General features: G+C 41.9%; 20 protein-coding genes. 8 read left to right on the forward strand and 12 right to left on the reverse strand.

Features of this window, described 5'->3' with window-relative positions; translation table 11 throughout:
- Window positions 1-5: 5 nt before the first annotated feature.
- Window positions 6-992 (reverse strand): HD-GYP domain-containing protein, encoded by a 987-nt coding sequence (locus FOF60_RS15615; protein WP_192470453.1) that lies wholly within the window; start codon window positions 990-992, stop codon window positions 6-8.
- 312 nt (window positions 993-1,304) lie between these two features.
- Between FOF60_RS15615 and cspD the strand changes: the two genes are divergently transcribed.
- Complete coding sequence (gene cspD, locus FOF60_RS15620; protein WP_023627628.1) at window positions 1,305-1,505, forward strand: cold-shock protein CspD; 201 nt, start codon at window positions 1,305-1,307, stop codon at window positions 1,503-1,505.
- A gap of 1 nt (window position 1,506) precedes the next feature.
- On the opposite strand, the gene FOF60_RS15625 is transcribed toward cspD, so the two are convergent.
- From FOF60_RS15625 to FOF60_RS15635, 3 genes are all read right to left on the reverse strand, one after another.
- Window positions 1,507-1,635 carry a hypothetical protein gene (locus FOF60_RS15625; RefSeq protein WP_264647575.1) on the reverse strand — a complete coding sequence of 43 codons (129 nt, stop codon included), beginning with the start codon at window positions 1,633-1,635 and terminating at the stop codon, window positions 1,507-1,509.
- Window positions 1,636-1,781: 146 nt separating this feature from the next.
- Window positions 1,782-1,955 (reverse strand): zinc-finger domain-containing protein, encoded by a 174-nt coding sequence (locus FOF60_RS15630; protein WP_192470452.1) that lies wholly within the window; start codon window positions 1,953-1,955, stop codon window positions 1,782-1,784.
- Window positions 1,956-1,979: 24 nt separating this feature from the next.
- Entirely contained in the window at window positions 1,980-2,636 is a 657-nt protein-coding gene (locus FOF60_RS15635) for a reverse transcriptase-like protein (protein WP_192470451.1), read from the reverse strand.
- A gap of 201 nt (window positions 2,637-2,837) precedes the next feature.
- Here FOF60_RS15635 and FOF60_RS15640 point away from each other — a divergent pair, with 201 nt between their 5' ends.
- Window positions 2,838-3,245, forward strand: coding sequence for a reverse transcriptase-like protein (locus FOF60_RS15640; protein ID WP_192470450.1), 408 nt, complete (start codon window positions 2,838-2,840; stop codon window positions 3,243-3,245).
- 1 nt (window position 3,246) lies between these two features.
- On the forward strand, window positions 3,247-4,185 hold the full coding sequence (locus tag FOF60_RS15645; RefSeq protein ID WP_192470449.1) for a DMT family transporter: 939 nt from the start codon (window positions 3,247-3,249) through the stop codon (window positions 4,183-4,185).
- A gap of 82 nt (window positions 4,186-4,267) precedes the next feature.
- Here FOF60_RS15645 and FOF60_RS15650 read toward each other — a convergent pair whose 3' ends face one another.
- Both FOF60_RS15650 and FOF60_RS15655 read right to left on the reverse strand, forming a co-directional pair.
- On the reverse strand, window positions 4,268-4,537 hold the full coding sequence (locus tag FOF60_RS15650; RefSeq protein WP_102265114.1) for a DUF6123 family protein: 270 nt from the start codon (window positions 4,535-4,537) through the stop codon (window positions 4,268-4,270).
- 65 nt (window positions 4,538-4,602) lie between these two features.
- Complete coding sequence (locus FOF60_RS15655) at window positions 4,603-5,064, reverse strand: divergent PAP2 family protein (protein ID WP_192470580.1); 462 nt, start codon at window positions 5,062-5,064, stop codon at window positions 4,603-4,605.
- Between the two features lie 156 nt (window positions 5,065-5,220).
- On the opposite strand from FOF60_RS15655, the gene sspL reads away from it, so the two are divergent.
- Entirely contained in the window at window positions 5,221-5,352 is a 132-nt protein-coding gene (gene sspL, locus FOF60_RS15660; protein ID WP_023627620.1) for a small, acid-soluble spore protein L, read from the forward strand.
- Window positions 5,353-5,410: 58 nt separating this feature from the next.
- On the opposite strand, the gene FOF60_RS15665 is transcribed toward sspL, so the two are convergent.
- The 3 genes from FOF60_RS15665 to FOF60_RS15680 form a co-directional block, all read right to left on the reverse strand.
- The gene (locus FOF60_RS15665) at window positions 5,411-6,274 is read right to left on the reverse strand and encodes a 5'-3' exonuclease (RefSeq protein WP_192470579.1); all 864 of its coding nucleotides are present in this window, start codon (window positions 6,272-6,274) and stop codon (window positions 5,411-5,413) included.
- A 193-nt stretch (window positions 6,275-6,467) separates the two neighbouring features.
- Entirely contained in the window at window positions 6,468-7,313 is an 846-nt protein-coding gene (locus tag FOF60_RS15670; protein WP_413632773.1) for a sulfurtransferase, read from the reverse strand.
- 197 nt (window positions 7,314-7,510) lie between these two features.
- Entirely contained in the window at window positions 7,511-11,161 is a 3,651-nt protein-coding gene (locus tag FOF60_RS15680; RefSeq protein ID WP_192470447.1) for a dynamin family protein, read from the reverse strand.
- 254 nt (window positions 11,162-11,415) lie between these two features.
- On the opposite strand from FOF60_RS15680, the gene FOF60_RS15685 reads away from it, so the two are divergent.
- Window positions 11,416-11,562 carry a hypothetical protein gene (locus tag FOF60_RS15685; protein ID WP_192470446.1) on the forward strand — a complete coding sequence of 49 codons (147 nt, stop codon included), beginning with the start codon at window positions 11,416-11,418 and terminating at the stop codon, window positions 11,560-11,562.
- Here FOF60_RS15685 and FOF60_RS15690 read toward each other — a convergent pair.
- The 3 genes from FOF60_RS15690 to FOF60_RS15700 form a co-directional block, all read right to left on the reverse strand.
- Window positions 11,542-12,111, reverse strand: a complete 570-nt coding sequence (locus tag FOF60_RS15690; protein ID WP_192470445.1) for an isoprenylcysteine carboxyl methyltransferase family protein — start codon at window positions 12,109-12,111, stop codon at window positions 11,542-11,544. The genes FOF60_RS15685 and FOF60_RS15690 overlap by 21 nt on opposite strands.
- A 1-nt stretch (window position 12,112) precedes the next feature.
- The gene (locus FOF60_RS15695; protein ID WP_192470444.1) at window positions 12,113-13,198 is read right to left on the reverse strand and encodes a type III polyketide synthase; all 1,086 of its coding nucleotides are present in this window, start codon (window positions 13,196-13,198) and stop codon (window positions 12,113-12,115) included.
- A 466-nt stretch (window positions 13,199-13,664) separates the two neighbouring features.
- Window positions 13,665-14,438 (reverse strand): SDR family NAD(P)-dependent oxidoreductase, encoded by a 774-nt coding sequence (locus FOF60_RS15700; RefSeq protein WP_192470443.1) that lies wholly within the window; start codon window positions 14,436-14,438, stop codon window positions 13,665-13,667.
- 640 nt (window positions 14,439-15,078) lie between these two features.
- Between FOF60_RS15700 and FOF60_RS15705 the strand changes: the two genes are divergently transcribed.
- Genes FOF60_RS15705 through FOF60_RS15715 form a run of 3 tightly spaced genes read left to right on the forward strand, consistent with a single transcriptional unit; the run spans window position 15,079 to window position 17,387 of the window.
- Window positions 15,079-15,228 carry a cytochrome c oxidase subunit 2A gene (locus tag FOF60_RS15705; protein WP_192470442.1) on the forward strand — a complete coding sequence of 50 codons (150 nt, stop codon included), beginning with the start codon at window positions 15,079-15,081 and terminating at the stop codon, window positions 15,226-15,228.
- A gap of 27 nt (window positions 15,229-15,255) precedes the next feature.
- Entirely contained in the window at window positions 15,256-15,732 is a 477-nt protein-coding gene (locus tag FOF60_RS15710) for a cytochrome c oxidase subunit II (RefSeq protein ID WP_192470441.1), read from the forward strand.
- Window positions 15,732-17,387, forward strand: a complete 1,656-nt coding sequence (locus tag FOF60_RS15715) for a b(o/a)3-type cytochrome-c oxidase subunit 1 (RefSeq protein WP_192470440.1) — start codon at window positions 15,732-15,734, stop codon at window positions 17,385-17,387. Before FOF60_RS15710 ends, FOF60_RS15715 begins: the two co-directional genes overlap by 1 nt.
- Window positions 17,388-17,483 lie beyond the last annotated feature (96 nt).

Consider the following 17,483-nt stretch of genomic DNA (forward strand, 5'->3'; position numbering starts at 1 on the left):
GAAGATTATACCCCTACGATTGAATCATTTAATACTCTTGATATTCTCAAGCCACGATTAAGACGCAAATCAACAAGTGTATCCCCGGTTTTAATTAATGCCCTTAAAGGCTCGAATGGGTCAACCATCAAGATTGTCCCCTCTTCGCCGTCGCTAAGGAGAACACGCCTTCCGACAAGGCTGTCCATAATCCTGTACAGGAAAACGAGCATGATTTTTGGATTGAACTTACCGAATACATCGTTTTGCATCTGGGAAATAACAATATGGAATGGCTCTGCCTGGTGATAGACCCTTGAGGATGACATGGCATGGTATACGTCTGCAATGGCAACGATTTTGGCTAGCTCGTCTATCTTTTCGCTGCGCAGGCTGAACGGATAGCCTCCGCCGTCCTCACGCTCATGGTGTTGAAGAGCAATCAGCGCCACTCTTTCATTTAGTTCTGGAATATCCTTCAACATCCGGTAGCCATAAGCGGTATGGCGTTTCATTTCAATGTACTCTTCCTGTGTCAGCCTGCCTGGCTTGTTCAGGATGTTGGCTGGGATACGAGCTTTTCCTATATCATGGAGTGTCGCTCCCAAGGTGAGATCGTTCAACTCTGATTGACCCAGATTCAGCCATTTCCCTATCAATGTGGAAATGATGCCAACACAGACTGTGTGCCTGTAGGTATACTCATCCTGCGCCTTCAACTCATAGAACAGATGATAGATATGGGGAATTTCAGCAGCCTGCCTGATCACAGGCAATATGTCATTCTTGATTTCACCAACAGGGACAACTCCTGTTTTTGCAACAATATCGAATATCTCTTCCATTTGCCTGGAAGCATCATCGATTTTCTTTGAAATATCTTCAAGCTTTTTATTTACTGCAATCTGAGGTGTGTGGTCCTGAATGGCATTGCCATTCCTGATTGTATCCAATAATGCATCAATTTGATGATCAGTTAAGGACGTAAACGCGGATGGAGTGGTCTTCTTCATTCGTACCCTCCTCTTAGCTTATAATAGACTTGTAGATTACTCTCTAATTAAGAAAATAATAACAAATATTTCCGGAAATAGGAACTAATGAGGAGTAAATTTCGTTTTATTTTAAATTAACAAAATTTTAAGATTATTTAGTTTGTATTACGCTTACATTCTTGACTGCATCCTTCCCAATATTGTATATTTAAGACATCATTTAATAGAATATATTTGCCATGTCAATAACTGCAGGTGTATCCGTTAGATGATAAATATTCAACTTTGGCACATTTTTGTGTCGCGAAAGACATGGGAGGAAAGTTTAACATGCAAAACGGTAAAGTAAAATGGTTCAACAATGAAAAAGGTTTCGGTTTCATCGAAGTAGAAGGCGGAGACGATGTATTCGTTCACTTCTCAGCAATCCAGGGCGATGGTTATAAGTCACTAGAAGAGGGTCAGGAAGTTTCTTTCGAAATCGTCGAAGGAAATCGCGGACCACAAGCTGCTAACGTAGTAAAACTATAATTCAAAAAGTTGAAGGCTGGCGCCCGAGCCAGCCTTTTTTGATTGTTTGTTTGATTGGTCTGAGCGTTTTATGGACATTTTGACCTCGAACTTCCGCTGAAATGTCCGTTAAAGGTACTTTCTTAGACATTTCGGCTTTGAACTCCCGATGAAATGTCCATTAAATGCACTTTCTTAGACATTTCGGCTTCATCTATCCGCAGAAATGTCCATTAAATGTCTGGGCAGTACATGTCAGCCACTTACTTGCTTTTAAATGTCCCTAAAAAATCAAAACTAAAGTTTTTGTCCGCATTTTTTTATTTTTTCCCCAACGGTGCATTCGTTGATGCAGAACCGGTGGGCATATCTTTTTCCGTTTTCTTGCCGGTGATGCTTTTTCAGGAAGCACCCATTGCAGTATGTATTGAGCAATGTTTCCACCTCGGCAAGGACTTCATTACGCGTCAATCTATTCCCGCCTTTCTCACCTCATTATAATATTTGCATTTTGCTGTTGATCATTTTACCTTGCAATGCCTGTGTCGCCAGTTTGTCAGCCTCTTTATTTTCCTTCCTGCCTACAGGGTTGTATTTCGTATACAATCCAAGCTCCTTGATTTTATTCTCAATCCTGTCGAGCCAGCGGTTCAGGGTTTCCTCATAGCAAGGCCAATCACCCTCAAGCTGCTTGAGTACCACCTGCGAATCCCCTTTAATGTCACAGGTCATGTTCCTTACACCCATTTCCTCAAGGATTGTGAGGGCAAAATATAAAGCAGCATATTCTGCTTCATTATTCGTTTCCAGCTCGTCGAAGACTTCATTGGCTCGCAGTCTGTACTTCTTCTTCCCCTGCTTGAAGTAAATTATGGTGCCGAGACCCGCTTTATGCTTATAATTATCAAAGCCGCCGTCAAAGTAAACAGTGAGGTCATGCGGCTCTTCTTCCACTTCTGCAAGAAGCTTGCGCATTTCCTTAATTGACCAGGAAGTGCCGATTTCATCTATAAAAGAAATTTCTCCAGCTTTGCCCGATTTTTCTAATTCCTCACCGGCCTGCAATGCATGCTCACCATCAAGGAAATCAGAGCTGAACAGGATTGGATCTATTCCTTTTACTTTATATTCCCATTCCAATTTATATTTCAAGAATTCTCCCCCGCTTTCAGATCTATTTTTCGCTCCGCCAAATTGGGTTATTTTTAGTTATCTTACCCATTTTCCGAACACGTTACAATGAAAAAGGTGGATGATGAAACTAAATTGGTGATAGTATAATTTTTATAAATTAATGCTCCTATTATGATACACTAACTATTATCTGTACAAACCAACCGGGAGTGATTTTTGTTGTTAGAGGTTTATATTGATGGCGCAAGTGCTGGCAACCCTGGACCAAGCGGTGCTGGCATTTTTATAAAAGGAGAAGGAGAAGTTTTCAGATACTCCATCCCTCTTGGGGTCATGTCTAACCATGAAGCTGAATATCATGCATTTATAAAAGCATTGGAAATTTGTCTTGAAAAAGGTTTCAGTGTTGTATCATTCAGGACCGATTCTCAGCTCGTAAATGCAGCAGTGGAAAAGGAGTTCGTCAAAAACAAGCTTTATGCCCCCCTGCTGGAAAAAGCATTATTGCTTGCCGGGCAATTTGATTTGTTCTTCATGAAATGGATTCCATCGAGTGAAAATAAAACAGCGGACGATCTGGCACGAAAGGCTGTTAGGGAGAACAACATGAAAGGAACCGAAGATTAATATGAAAGCATCTACTTTCGCGGATTTAAGCTTACTTTTCGTAGCCCTCATATGGGGAGCAACATTTGTGCTTGTGCAAAATGCGATATCTTTTCTCGAGCCACAATCCTTCAATGCAGTCCGATTTACCCTGGCAGCAATCATGTTAGGACTTTGGCTTATGTTTTTTGAAAAAGACCAGCTGAAAAAGCTGGATAGAAAACTGATCTTATCCGGAATCATGCTGGGATTCTGGCTTTTCATAGGCTATGCCTTCCAGACATTAGGCTTGCTGTATACGTCTTCATCCAAGGCTGGCTTTATAACTGGATTGAGTGTTGTCCTGGTACCATTGTTAATGCTTGGGATCTTAAAACAGAGGCCGAGCTTGAACTCAATAGCAGGGGTGTCTGCAGCAACGGCAGGGCTCTATCTTTTAACTATGTCAGATGTGTCCAGCCTCAATATTGGTGACGGCTTCGTCCTAATTTGTGCGGCAGGATTTGCACTGCATATCGTATTCACAGGAAAATTCAGCAGCAGTTATCCGACACTCCTTTTGACGATGGTCCAAATCGCAACTGTAGGGGCTCTTTCAGCAATATCAGCTGTCCTTTTTGAGGATTGGAAAAGAGCATTCAACCCTGAGGTCATCTTTTCAGCGAATGTCCTGATCGCCCTGCTGGTTACATCAATACTGGCGACTGCTCTGGCGTTTTTTATCCAGACGAATTTTCAGAAACACACAACAGCCACTCGCGTTGCCTTGATTTTTGCAATGGAACCTGTTTTTGCAGCAGTTACGGCTTACTTCTGGGCAGATGAGCGCCTAACCTATATTGCCCTTGCCGGCTGTGTATTAATTTTTGCAGGTATGGTGTTCGCAGAATTGCCATCTGGCAAATTCGAAAGTTTCATTCGTAAAATATTCCCTAAAAAAGAGGCTGATTTCAAAGCATAGCGCTTTGGAACCAGCCTCTCTTTATAATCTAGTTGTCAGCTCAAGCGCTTGTCGTGGCTGACCAAGGCGCTCTCGCTTTTCGTCATACGGCCAAAAGCTCGATTTTTTTAACGTACTGCAACGCTGCTTTGCGGGAATGGATTTTATTAGAGGCAAAGGTTTCTAAGAGCGAAATATAAAAGCTTCCGTCAAATCCTTTTTGGGCCTTTAGCGTGATTTCAATGGCTGTATTTGTGAGTTCATCGGTGGAATTTGTATATTGCTGACCGAAATAAATAAAACCGATCGCGTCCTCACGCAACTGGAACCCTTTGCTCTTCAAATGAAGCAGGTAATCTTCAACTGTCCGCACTGACTGAATCAATCCTCTCTTCAAGCCGTTTCTAGTAAAATTTTACCGCAACATTCGAGCTTTTTCTACCGTTTTTTTGTTAAAAGATATCCAGCAAATCCCATCGCCATTCCAAAAAGGGCTCCGCCTAGAACCTCTTTTGGCTGGTGGCCCAGCATTTCCTTCAATGGATCTGGAGACTTTTCTTCAAACTCTACAGGGTCATCTTCATGAATCTTATCAATTAATTCATCAAGATCATTAACTTTTAAAGTCAGTTCTCCTGTTTGTCTCCTTATCCCCTGGGCATCATACATGACAATAATGCCATACACGAGTGACAATGCGAAATCAACCGAGCGTACACCTTTAGTAAGAGCAACATATGTTGTCAAAGATGACACACCAGCTGAATGGGAGCTTGGCATTCCGCCGCTGGCCAAAAATAAATCTGGTTTCCACTCCTGTGTCTTAGCATAATGAAACGGTATTTTTAAAGCCTGAGCAAGGCCAATACTTGAAATTGCAATAACTGCACCTTTATTCATCATCCGTCACCTCCTTGTTATTTTGAAGAAAAATGATTGCTTTTATTCTTGCCCGTTCATAATAAGGATTAAGCTGTAATAAGCAGACAACCTATAAAGGTTAATTCTCATTTCTGAACATTTTTAAACAAAAACTTTTCTGGAGGGATCGCTATTATGAGCAAAAAGGGAAACAGAGGGACAAAGGCACCCGGGGTAAATCCACAAGGCTACGGACAAGATGCAGAATTCGCTGAAGAACCAAAGTCAAAGCTGGAAAATGCCGCTAAGAAAAAGAATACAAAATAACGAGGTAAGCTAACGCTACACATAAAAAAACGGCTGGTTATAATACCAGCCGTTCCCTTTAAGCGTGCATTTCGTATTCGAACAGACGGTGCAGCCCTTTAAGTTCAACTTCATTGAACTTGGAAAGAAGCTTTTCCCGGTCAATTTTGAATCTGGCGTCGTCCATCTTGCATTCGACAGGTACATCACATTTGATTTCAGCTAGCTGTCTGCTTAAATGAAGCATTTCAAGATCTGCCTCAATTTTTGCTCGCTGTGATTTTGTCAATAAATGCAGGTTTGCGATGACACCTTCAACATCCCCATGTTCCTGAAGCAGCTTAATTGCCGTCTTTTCACCAATCCCGCGGACTCCAGGATAGTTATCACTCGGGTCTCCCATGAATGCTTTCAGATCTATCATCTGTTCAGGCCAGATTCCCTTTTCAGCATACAAGGTATTGCGATCGTGGACCTGGTAATTGCCATAGCCCTTCTGCAGCAGGATGACAGAAACCCGGTCATCGATCAGCTGGAGGATATCCTTATCACCTGTCAAAATCGTAACCGAATCCACTTCCTTAACCGTCCTCGCAATCGTTCCTATACAGTCATCAGCTTCATAGCCTCTCAAGCCAATGTTTGGAACATCTAATGATTCGACTACCTCTTTAACAAGGTCAAACTGTGGCAGAAGCTCAACAGGCGCCTCAGGTCTATTTGCTTTATAATTATCGAACATTTCTGTACGGAAGGTTTTGCTGCCCATATCCCAGCAAACAGCAGTATGTGTAGGCTTGAAATTTGCAACAGCAGTCGCAAAGTGTTTGATGAAACCGTGGATCGCATTTGTAGGGACCCCTTTGGAATTTATCATGAATTGTCCGGAAACAGCTGTTGCATAGAATGCTCTGAACAACAAAGCCATCCCGTCAACTAGCATTAGCGAAGTTTTATTATTTTCCAAAATGGCACCTCCAATGAGAAATTTGAGCCAAGGCTCTATTTAAAAGCTTGATGCTTTAATGTAAAAGTCAACTTTGATATTATAACACAATTCTTGGTGTTCCCTTTTATATTCCGAAAATAACCATTCTTCAATCATCTAAGCAATCTGAGTAAATCTCCCCTATACATCATTCACTTTTGGAAACGGGATTTTCCTGATAAGAAACCCAATCGCTATAGCTTCCTGCATAAAGTCTGACATTCTTGAATCCAGCTTCTTTAAAGGCGATATAATTCGGCGTTGCCGTCACTCCTGAGCCGCAATAAACAATGATTGGCTGATCTGGATCGAGGTCTTGAAATCTCTGTTCCTGCTCATCACGAGGCTTAAAGAAACCATTTTCTAAGCCTTCCATCCAAGGTTTATTGATTGCTGTCGGGATATGGCCGGGAATCCGGTCGATTGGCTCCTCGATCCCAAGGTAACGCCTGCTTTCCCGGGAATCAACTAGGACAGCAATCCCTTTTCCCTCAAGTGCAATATCTTTCACCTCTTCATACGAGGCCATCATATCGTTATTTTCATTTATCGTGTAATTTGTTTCTTGATAATGTGGTACAGATTTTTCAATCGGATACCCTGACTTCTGCCATGCCTCGAAGCCTCCGTTCAGGATATAGACTTTCTCATGTCCAACGTATTGAAGAAGCCACCACATCCTTGATGCGAATGCTCCTTCCTTTCCATCGTAGACAACAATTGTTGTTTCATTATCAATACCAGCATTCTGGAGCTTCTCTTTAAATTGGCTTGTCTCAGGGAGAGGATGCCTGCCGCCATGCTCCCCGACCGTACCAGAAAGGTCTTTTTCCAGGTCGAAATAAACAGCCCCTGGAATATGGCTTTGTTCATATTGAATCCTGCCCTCTTCAGGGCTCCCCAGCTTGAATCGACAATCGGCAACTCTTATATTCTTGTCTCCAAGATGTTCATTAAGCCAATGAGTATCAACATGATATTGCAAGGCATTCACTCCTTCGTTTGTCTTTGGTCCATCAATTTTTTTACATGTTCTTTTGGATCCCAGCAGGCGAATTGGTAGTGGCTTTTCGTTTCATAGCCAAGCCTGAGGCAATGGTATTTCATTTTTCCTTCCAGTTTTTCAGCCTGAAAATTAACACAAGTAGCACATGCGTGAAATCGGTTACTGGTCATCCTTGCATTCAACCTTTATTGATAGTTTTTTATATTCAGCAGTGCAGCTTTAACAGTTTCTATAGAGAAATTATCATCAAGGGCAGAGGTGATTCCTTCGAAATACTCAGTGATCTGCTCTGAAAAATCCTTTTGAACTTTCTCAAACTCACGATCTAATTCAGGCAGGTAGTGGTCTTTCAGCCTTGCATTCTCTTTTTCAAGATAATCCCCTGCAGGTCCGTGTAAAAGCTGTTCAAGTTCATCTGCCATTAATTTCTTTTCATTTTTCTCAAAGAAGGATTTAGGGTTCTTGAACATTCCAAGCGTCTTCTTGAATATCGCACGCTCAATGTCCTGGTATGCTGTTTCAAAGTCTATTCCGGTTAATGGACCATTTTCTGTGGCAGAAATGGAGACCGAAGAATTAATTTTCAGCAATTCAGCTGACAAAGCTTCCTGGAACTCTTTCAATATCCGTAAAATAAATGCCTCGGCTCTTAATGAAGTGGCCCTCATTTCCTGGGCCAGGTCATATCCGATGCTCTCAATCAATTCATCAAGCGCTGTTTCAAGAGCCTTCTTCATATTGCGTCCATCGTCCTTCAAAAGCGCTGGGTTGAAGGCCTCCCTGAAAAATTCTCCAAACCGGATGAAGACACGCTGGCGAATATAATAAGTCAATTCATCGCTTTCAAGGACCAGACGTTCCTTAAGTACTGCCGGTTGCTTCTCGGATAAAACACGCAGCATTTCTTCTTTTTGTGATAACAGCTTCCCTCGCCTATCAGCCCTTGCTGCCTTGTCTTCCTCTGCCGACCTGATCATTTCCTCGATCACATTGACAGCCTGACGCCATTTTGCCTCTGCAGACTCAACAGCCATATTCATAAGATCATTGGCGATGAATGAATAAAATGACTTTTCAAATCGATTAAAGAGCTGGTCTTCACCAGTCTCTTGGTCCAGCTTCGCATTTAACCCCTTCAGGCTTGAAACCGGGAATAGATGAGGCTTCCTGATACCGTATTGGACAAGCTGATCTTCAACATATTCTAATACAGCTGACTGCTCTTCCTCCGAATTCGCCAAATCAACGGCATTGACAATGAAGAACATTTTATCAAGCTCAAAGGTATCCTTGACCCTGCCCAGCTGAATCAGGAACTCCCTATCCGCTTTTGAGAATGCATGATTATAGTAGGTTACGAATAAAATAGCGTCCGAATTCTTGATATAATCGAAGGCAACTCCTGTATGGCGGGCATTGATTGAATCGGCACCAGGCGTATCAACTAGGGTTATCCCTTCTCTTGTCAGTTCGCAATCATAATAGACCTCAATCCACTCAACAAAACAGGATTTTTCCTCTTCTGCAACATAGCCTCGGAATGATTCGAGATCAACAGAAAGCTTCTCGCCGAAACTGTTTTTAAAATCACTGAATCCTTTGGCAAAAGCCTGAAGAAAAGAGTAATGTGTTTTCTCTGCGGCACTATAACCGCTATCCTCGGATTTAAGACTCTTGATTTGATCGATCGCTCGTTCGAAATCGGATGTGTTCTTGCCGAATAGTCCCAGAGAGCGTTCCAGTTCTTTCAGCAACTCGTCTGCACTCTTTATTTTGACAATGACCGTTCCGTGAGGATTTTCAGTTGTCACTGGTTTTATTTTATTGATGGCAGCAGTTGTCGGATTTGGTGATACCGGCAAGATCCGCTCTCCCACCAGAGCATTTGCAAAAGAGGACTTCCCAGCGCTAAATGCTCCAAACAAGGCAACAGTAAATTCTCTTTCCTTTAACCGTGTGGCTTTTTCCTTCAATTCACGGGCAATTTTTTTCAAGCCAGGTAGATTCTCAATCTGTTCAGATGTGAAATTCATTTTCCGGACCAACTGCTGTTGGTTTTCATGAAATTGGGCGACCTCAATACTGCCTTGCTCGACAGGAGCTTCCTTTATTGAATCTACCTTTTCAATGGCAGTGTTTGAGGAAGCAATATCATGAGTTAAAATTACCTCTGGTTTCTCTTCGGCAGCCTTAAAAATATGATAGTCTTTCTCTTGATATTCTGCAGGTTCACCATAGAGTATTTCTGATACGAGCCTGCGTTGCTCGGCCAGGTTTTCCCTGATGCCATTCAATTCTGTCCACGCTGAGAAAAGCTTCGTTAGATTTTCTTCTTTCTTGAGAAGTTCATTTATCTCCTCATCATCCTGACCTTTTACATAGCCGATGAACTTACCCTTGATAGGCTCCAGCTTTCTTCTTGCAAGATTCTTCAATGATTCGGCGACGTCGTTAGTATAATTAAGAACATAGTCTCCTGAAAGCCTCGCACCTGGTTTCACGGCATCTGATAGCAACTCGGTTTGGAACTCAATCTTAAAGCTATTAGCTAGTGTCTGCAGCTCAGTTTGTGAAAGATTATGTTTCTTGAACAGCTTAGATAAGAAATCTTTGATATGCCAGTCGAGCTGGGATTGGACTTTATCCTCAAGGTCTCGATAAAAATTGTCGAGTCTGGATAATCGCTCCTGTTCCGTTTTTTGCTTTGAAAATAACAAGCCCACTTTAAAGTCTGGCTGCCTTGACTGCAGGTAAGCCTCCGCCAGCTCCCTGGTCTGGAATGGCATTAGGTAGGCGCTTTTTAGAATATCATTGAGTCCATCCCTGAATTCCCGTTCAGGATCCCGTTCACCCTGGATTTTTTCAATATTCATCCTTAGATTATCCAGTTCATTTGACAGCTGTTTCCTTTCACTGCCCGAAAGTCCTTCCAGGATTGTTTCAAATTGATCGATTTCTTCAGAGACATTCTGATGAAGATTCGCCAAATGATCCTCAGTCAATTTTTCCATCGACTTAAAAATCGAAACTGGCAGTAATTCTTTCCTCTTGCTTTTCCGTTCCATGATAAATGAACGAAGGTCCTGAAATTGGTTATGTGGCGATTCAGGGGCTTTTAGCGATGTGTAAAAAATCCCCGCATGTTTTACTCCCCAGTCAGCAAAAGAAATTTCAACACTCGTCTTAAACTGCTCAAAAGACAATTCTGCATCCTGGTGCTTGTCGACCTGGTTGATAATCAAATAAAGTTCTTTTCCTGCATCTGTTAATTCCTTCGTAAAAAGGAAATTAAGTTCAGATTGGACATGGTTATAATCCATCACATAAAACACGATGTCTGAAAGATGGAGCGCTGATTCAGTGGCAATCCGGTGGGCATCATCAGTTGAATCGATTCCAGGTGTGTCCATGATGACGGCCTGTTCCAGGAACTCTGCACCATTATGGCTGATTTCGATCGCCTGGATTTGTTCGCCATCCTTGCAGTATGTTTTGACAGTATCATAATCATACGGAGCCGGATATAAGCGTGAGCCGCCGTCCTTGAAGATGACCTTTGCATATTCAGAACCTGATTTAATCCTTACAAGGTTCGCACTGGTTGGAATCGGGCTTGACGGCAGGATATTGTCGCCGATCAGCCTGTTGATCATACTCGACTTTCCTGCGGAAAAATGACCGCAAAAAGCGATTGAAAATTCTTCTTCAACTGCTTTCCTTCCCAATTCCTTTACTTTTTCAGCTGTATCTTCATCGTGATTTGTATTCATTAAATTATATAAAGATAAAATCTTTCCAAGAAGCTTATGATCTTGCTGTGCAATAGTCTGGCCCATTCCTCTTACCCCTTGTGACAAAATTGTGAATAACTTTATTTTATATGATTTTTCGGTCTTTTCCTATAATTACATTTACACCATTTAGAAAAAGTAAAGAATAACCGCTTTAATCAAAGAAAAGCACTGACAATGGACCAAAAGAAAAAGCCCGAACCTTGGTCCGGGCTTTCATCCTAGTTGAGAATCTTGTTTATTAATGTGGTTTTAGTACATTGCTCAATACATATTTCATAAGTAAGGAGTAAGCTGCTATGGTCGAAACAACTAACATGGAAACCATTGGTACGACACCATCCTTAAGGACTTTTTTAACTGAGAATAATTTTCATCTTAAGGAAAGTGTAGCACTATTGATTATCATTTTCAATGGAGACAGATTAATTGTCACACTTATTTAACAAATTCGGGACAAACCGACCCTGATTGGAGAATTCAGATTCATACATGGTCAACTCACGCAATGCCTTCTCCTCTGCGGGAATCCTGATTGATAAAATCAGGATGTTAAGCAAGGTGAAGACTGCCATTGTGATATAGGCATTGAACATTAAAGGAATAACAATCAATTCTATTGCCACAATTAAATAGTTTGGATGCTTGATGATTTTATAAGGCCCTCTCTTGACGACATTAGCTCCTGGCAGAATGATGATTTTTGTATTCCAGAATCTTCCCAATGAAGAGAGTGACCAAATTCTCATCACCTGCGTAAAAATAAACATAGCAAGCAAAGCCGGCCAGTATCCTGATAGATTTTTATCAAAGGAAACCACTTCCATGATAAAAAATATGAAAAATGCTGTATGGATTGACACCATTGCGGGATAGTGCCCCTGTCCAAACTCTATTGCGCCCTGGGCTTTCATCCAGGCTTCGTTTTTTCTGGCTATGACTAGTTCTGTCAGCCTCTGAAAGATGATCAATCCGATAAATATAAGGAACACCATGTTATTCCCACCTCATCAATAGCAATTCCGAACTAAATCCGGGTCCCAGGGCTGCCCCCAGTCCAAGATCTCCTTCCTTCGCTGTCTCCATGAACCTTTTTAATACATATAGTATGGTTGCAGAGGACATATTCCCATATTCTTTTAAGACCTCCAGTGATGTCCTGGTCATTGCTTCAGGGAATTTCAGAGCAGAAACATAGGCATCAAGGACCTTCTTTCCTCCTGGGTGCGCTATAAAGTGATCGAGATTCGGAACGTCTAGGTTATTGCTGTTCAAAAACCTTAAAACATTGGGCTGAAGCCAGTTTTCGATGATTGTCGGTATATCCTTGGAAAACACGACATACAGTCCCTCATTTTTCACTTCCCAGCCCATGACATCTTCAGAGTCAGGCATGGTTGTTGACTGAGTGCCGATAATATTAGGTGCTGCATCTTTTTTCATTATATTCTCATAGCCGGAATCATCACCACAAACCAGGGCGCACGCAACACCATCCGCAAACAGTGAAGTTCCGATCAAATTGCTTTTTGAACGGTCATTACGCTGGAATGTTAAGCTGCATAATTCGATTGATAGCACAAGTACTTTTGCCTTCGGGTATGCCAGGCAATATTCATAGGCTCGCGACAGTCCAGCTGCCCCACCAGCACACCCAAGACCCCAGATCGGAATCCTTTTAGTATATTGAGATGATGGCAGGATATTCATTATTCTCGCATCAATGCTTGGGGTCGACACACCCGTGCTGCTAATAGTAAAAATAGCATCGATTTCTTCAAGATGGATTTCATCTTTTAAGAACTCATCATTTTTCAGGCAATTCGAGATTGCCTGTGCCCCTAATTCCACAGCTGCCTCGATATAAGCATTATTCTTCTCTTCAAAAGTATGGTCAATTTCAAACCAATCAAGATTTTTAGCAAAATGGCGTTTCTCGATTTGGCCATTTTGAAAAACAGTTAGCAGCCTATTTATATCTTTAAAGGATTCACTGAAAAGTTTTTCTGCAAAATCCATTACCTTTTCCTGTTCTATAGAAAATGGCGGCACAGCTTCTGCGATAGATATAACTCTTGGCATGTTTATACTCTCCTCACATCTATGTACGGTTACTTTTTCCATTTACCCAGAGAGTATACAATCAAACTATGCTTGGCTTGTAACGAAAAAAAAAGCTTTCCCCACAATAAGGGAAAGCCTAACGTTTTGAAGGAGTTGCTGTGCAAGTTCATTATACAATGGACTCAAGCCTTGTACATTATAAAATCATTACCAGTTGACAATATATTTCTATGCAGACTTTCTGCTTTTACCGATTTTACCCTAATCCCATATTTAGGATTATGGAGAACTTCTATATGGGAAAATTTCACGGCTAATGATACCCTTATGCATGGCTTTTCCCCTCTATAAGGGTACCTTTCAAGCAGAACAGCAAGATCTCCTTTTGCAAGTAAATCCACCCGCTTTAAAGTTTCTACCTTAAATAGCATCTAAAACAGTGCAGTGCTCAACTAATACTCAATACTTGCATGAAGTCAGTCAATCAAAATCCATGAATCGTCATTCCACCGTCGACAAACAGGGTTTGTCCAGTTACATAATCCCCGGCATCCGAGCTTAGGAATACCACTGGCCCTACAAGTTCAGGCAACTCCCCGATCCTCTTTAATGGTGTAACTGCGAGGATGTCCTGCACATACGCTTCGTCGGCCAATAGCTTTTCTGTCAGCGGCGTTTTGAAGTACCATGGACCGATTGAATTCACATTGATACCGTATTCTCCCCATTCCATAGCGAGCACCTTTGTCATCTGCATGAGGGCTGCTTTAGTCGCTGCATATACAACACCAGTCCTAAGGGCTACTTGTCCTGCTACAGATGCAATATTGATGATTTTGCCTCCTGAGCCCTGTTCCTTCATAATTGTTCCTGCTTCCTGGGACATCATGAAAGCGGATTTTAGGTTGGTATCCATGATCGTTTGCCATTCTTCATCCGTTGCTTCCAGAGCCTTTGAACGGATGTTCATACCCGCATTGTTAACTAGTATATCAATCTTATCCCATTCAGAACTTACTGCAGAGATCGAATTATGTACTTGGTCCCTTTTTGTCACATCTGTCGGCAGTACGAGCGTTTTCCTTCCTAACTTCTCAATAATCGAAGAAGTTTCATTAAGATCTTGCTCCGTCCGAGCAAGTAAGGCAACATCTGCTCCAGCTTCAGCCAGACCAATGGCAATTGCCCTTCCAATCCCTCTGCCAGCACCTGACACTACGGCTGTTTTTCCTTTCAAATCAAAAGATGGCAAAAACATTTCACTTCATCCTCCCGCTGTAAATTGACTTCATTTTAACATAGTTCGCAGGAAAATCAGGTTCAATCGCCTGGCATTCAATTAGAATGCTTGACTGACAGGCACAATCAAAAAGAGCTTCACCGAAAGAAAAAGCACCAAAAAAGGTGCTATTTTTCGTTGGACTGCTTTTGTACCTCAATCCAGATTTGTTTTTCCGCTGCTCCCCCACATTTTTTACATAATCTCATTTCATCATATATGAGGCGGCAATGTTCACAGTAAAACTTCTGCATTAAAACCACTTCCTGAAAGATCCATTTTCTATTAGTTTATTAGCTAAACGCGGAATGGTGATTCCTGTTTTTCTCATTGCTTTTTTTAAAAAGTCAAGTCGTTCTGTCACATCCTGTATTTGATAGGCTACTAATTGCTCATATCCTCACATAAATGTATTCACAGATTATTCACATTTACCCCTCGTTACATGTGACTTAAATCACTGTATTGACGCGTTTTCACCATTAACATAGTAAATATGTCAGGTATGAACAATTTGTGAACTGTATGAAACCATATTTACGTTTCCAAATTGTTTTGTATTATGAGAATGTACTCATCATTTATAAACGAACATTTTTTACGAAGGGAGTGGACCGGGATGGCTCAGCCTGGAATCGGGAAAAAAACACATACGAAGGTGGAAGAACAATCTTCCTTGAAAGGAACACTTGCATCCGTTTTCTTGTTAGGATTCTTTTTAATCGCTACATGGGTAGGCGTTTATTTATTGTTTGTAAATCGTTTTTAAGAGAGACCAAAAGGGGAGAAAGAAGTTATGCATATTCATAAATTTGAAAAGATCTGGCTGATATTTGGAATTACGACGTTAATCGTATTCCTGTCCGTTATTGGAGTGAGCGCCTTCTATTTAGGCAACCAGCCTCCAAGCTGTCTGGCAACAATCAATCCTGAAAAGGTAGATACTACAGCACCTTTCGATAAGCCTGGACTGAAGAAGGTTGAAGGGAAAGAATGGGACTACGAACTTGTTTTTGTAGCATCCGCATTTGCCTACAACCCTGGACAGGTTGAAGTCCCACTAGGAGCTAAAGTGAAAGTAATCGCGACGACAAAAGACGTGATTCACGGATTCCAGGTTGCAGGAACTAATATCAATATGATGCTTGAGCCTGGATACATCAGTGAGTTCGTTACAACTTTTGACAAAGCTGGCGATTACCTGATTGTTTGTAATGAATATTGTGGTGTCGGCCACCACATGATGTCGTCTAAAATCGAGGTGGTTGAATAATGAATACAAAATCAATTAATCCAAAGGTTGACCGCCGGGACGGCAAATTGGCAATGGCCCACTTTTATGTAGCTTTCATCGCTCTTGCAATCGGTGGTCTTGCCGGTTTGCTCCAGACACTAGTCCGTTCTGGAAAATTCGAATTACCTTCATGGACTGGGTATTATCAAATCCTGACCATTCATGGTGTCGTACTTGGACTCGTGCTTACAACATTTTTCATTATGGGATTCCAGCTCTCTCTTGTGAGCAAAACATCCGGAACATTAACAAATAAGCAACGCAAGACTGGCTGGATTGGTTTCTGGACGATGACAATCGGTACTGTAATGGCTGCTATCATGATCCTGACAAACCAGGCTTCTGTTCTTTATACATTCTACGCACCATTACAAGCCCACGCACTCTTTTACTTAGGTCTTACGCTTGTGATCGTCGGAAGCTGGATTGACGGCGCTGCAATCATCATGGCTTACTCTTCGTGGAGAAAAGCTAATCCTGGAAAGCCTAGCCCGCTGTTGACTTTCATGTCACTCGTCAACACACTTATGTGGATCGTAGCGACGATTGGTGTTGCTGCAACAGTACTATTCCAATTGCTTCCTTGGTCACTGGGCCTTGTAGAGCGTGTAGATGTATTGGTCAGCCGTACATTGTTCTGGTACTTCGGCCACCCGCTAGTATATTTCTGGCTGCTGCCTGCATACATGGCTTGGTACGCAATCGTTCCAAAAATCATTGGCGGAAAGATTTTCTCTGATTCATTAGCAAGGATGTCATTCATTCTGTTCCTGTTGTTCTCGATTCCTGTTGGTTTCCACCATCAGTTAATGGAACCAGGCATTGACCCAGCATGGAAGTTCCTACAGGTTATCTTGACATTCCTAGTTGTCATCCCATCATTAATGACCGCATTCTCATTGTTTGCGACATTTGAAATGTTTGGCCGTTCTAAAGGATCTACCGGCCTATTCGGCTGGGTGAAAAAGCTTCCTTGGGGAGATGCCCGATTTGCAGTACCTTTCATAGGTATGCTAGCATTCATCCCTGCTGGTGCCGGCGGACTAGTCAACGCTTCCCACCAGCTGAACCAGGTAGTACACAACACAATCTGGGTTACAGGACACTTCCATTTAACACTAGCAACTTCTGTCGTCCTGACTTTCTTTGGTATTTCTTATTGGCTGGTCCCTCACCTGACTGGAAGAGTTTTGACAAAGGCTATGAATAAACTAGCCATTATCCAGGGGATTGTTTGGGCAATCGGTATGACATTCATGTCCGGCGCGATGCACGCAGCCGGCCTGCTAGGCGCTCCACGCCGTTCTTCATTCTCAACATACGGCGGTTCAGAGCAAGCAGCTGAATGGATTCCTTACCAGGTAGCACAGGCAGTTGGCGGATCTATTCTGTTCCTTGGAATCATCCTGATGCTGTACATTTTCATCAATCTTGCTTTCTTCGCACCTAAAGGGGAAGAAGAATTCCCTGTTGGAGAAGTTGCTGACCAAGCAGAAAAAACTCCGATGGTATTTGAAAACTGGAAGCTATGGCTTGGCATCACTGTTCTTTTGATTCTTTTCGCATACACGATACCGTTCATCGATATGATCGAAAATGCACCGATCGGGTCGAAAGGATATAAATTCTTCTAGAAGTTCTCTTCTTGAGTATAGAAGCGAAAAATTAACAGGGTATGAAATTGTAAAAGATTTCACACCCTGTTTTTTTGTTCATAACAGCATTTAATA

This window comes from Mesobacillus jeotgali (assembly GCF_014856545.2).
In the GTDB taxonomy this organism is placed as follows: domain Bacteria; phylum Bacillota; class Bacilli; order Bacillales; family Cytobacillaceae; genus Mesobacillus.

Excerpts from the sequence above, each read along its gene's own strand:
- FOF60_RS15700 (WP_192470443.1), bottom strand. The coding sequence starts at position 14,438 with ATGTTTTTGCCATCTTTTGATTTGAAAGGAAAAACAGCCGTAGTGTCA.
- FOF60_RS15710 (WP_192470441.1), top strand. The coding sequence starts at position 15,256 with ATGCATATTCATAAATTTGAAAAGATCTGGCTGATATTTGGAATTACG.
- FOF60_RS15615 (WP_192470453.1), bottom strand. The coding sequence starts at position 992 with ATGAAGAAGACCACTCCATCCGCGTTTACGTCCTTAACTGATCATCAA.
- FOF60_RS15690 (WP_192470445.1), bottom strand. The coding sequence starts at position 12,111 with ATGGTGTTCCTTATATTTATCGGATTGATCATCTTTCAGAGGCTGACA.
- cspD (WP_023627628.1), top strand. The coding sequence starts at position 1,305 with ATGCAAAACGGTAAAGTAAAATGGTTCAACAATGAAAAAGGTTTCGGT.
- FOF60_RS15665 (WP_192470579.1), bottom strand. The coding sequence starts at position 6,274 with ATGCTAGTTGACGGGATGGCTTTGTTGTTCAGAGCATTCTATGCAACA.
- FOF60_RS15655 (WP_192470580.1), bottom strand. The coding sequence starts at position 5,064 with ATGAATAAAGGTGCAGTTATTGCAATTTCAAGTATTGGCCTTGCTCAG.
- FOF60_RS15695 (WP_192470444.1), bottom strand. The coding sequence starts at position 13,198 with ATGCCAAGAGTTATATCTATCGCAGAAGCTGTGCCGCCATTTTCTATA.
- FOF60_RS15705 (WP_192470442.1), top strand. The coding sequence starts at position 15,079 with ATGGCTCAGCCTGGAATCGGGAAAAAAACACATACGAAGGTGGAAGAA.
- sspL (WP_023627620.1), top strand. The coding sequence starts at position 5,221 with ATGAGCAAAAAGGGAAACAGAGGGACAAAGGCACCCGGGGTAAATCCA.
- FOF60_RS15715 (WP_192470440.1), top strand. The coding sequence starts at position 15,732 with ATGAATACAAAATCAATTAATCCAAAGGTTGACCGCCGGGACGGCAAA.
- FOF60_RS15680 (WP_192470447.1), bottom strand. The coding sequence starts at position 11,161 with ATGGGCCAGACTATTGCACAGCAAGATCATAAGCTTCTTGGAAAGATT.
- FOF60_RS15685 (WP_192470446.1), top strand. The coding sequence starts at position 11,416 with ATGGTCGAAACAACTAACATGGAAACCATTGGTACGACACCATCCTTA.
- FOF60_RS15625 (WP_264647575.1), bottom strand. The coding sequence starts at position 1,635 with ATGTCTAAGAAAGTACCTTTAACGGACATTTCAGCGGAAGTTCGAGGT.
- FOF60_RS15645 (WP_192470449.1), top strand. The coding sequence starts at position 3,247 with ATGAAAGCATCTACTTTCGCGGATTTAAGCTTACTTTTCGTAGCCCTC.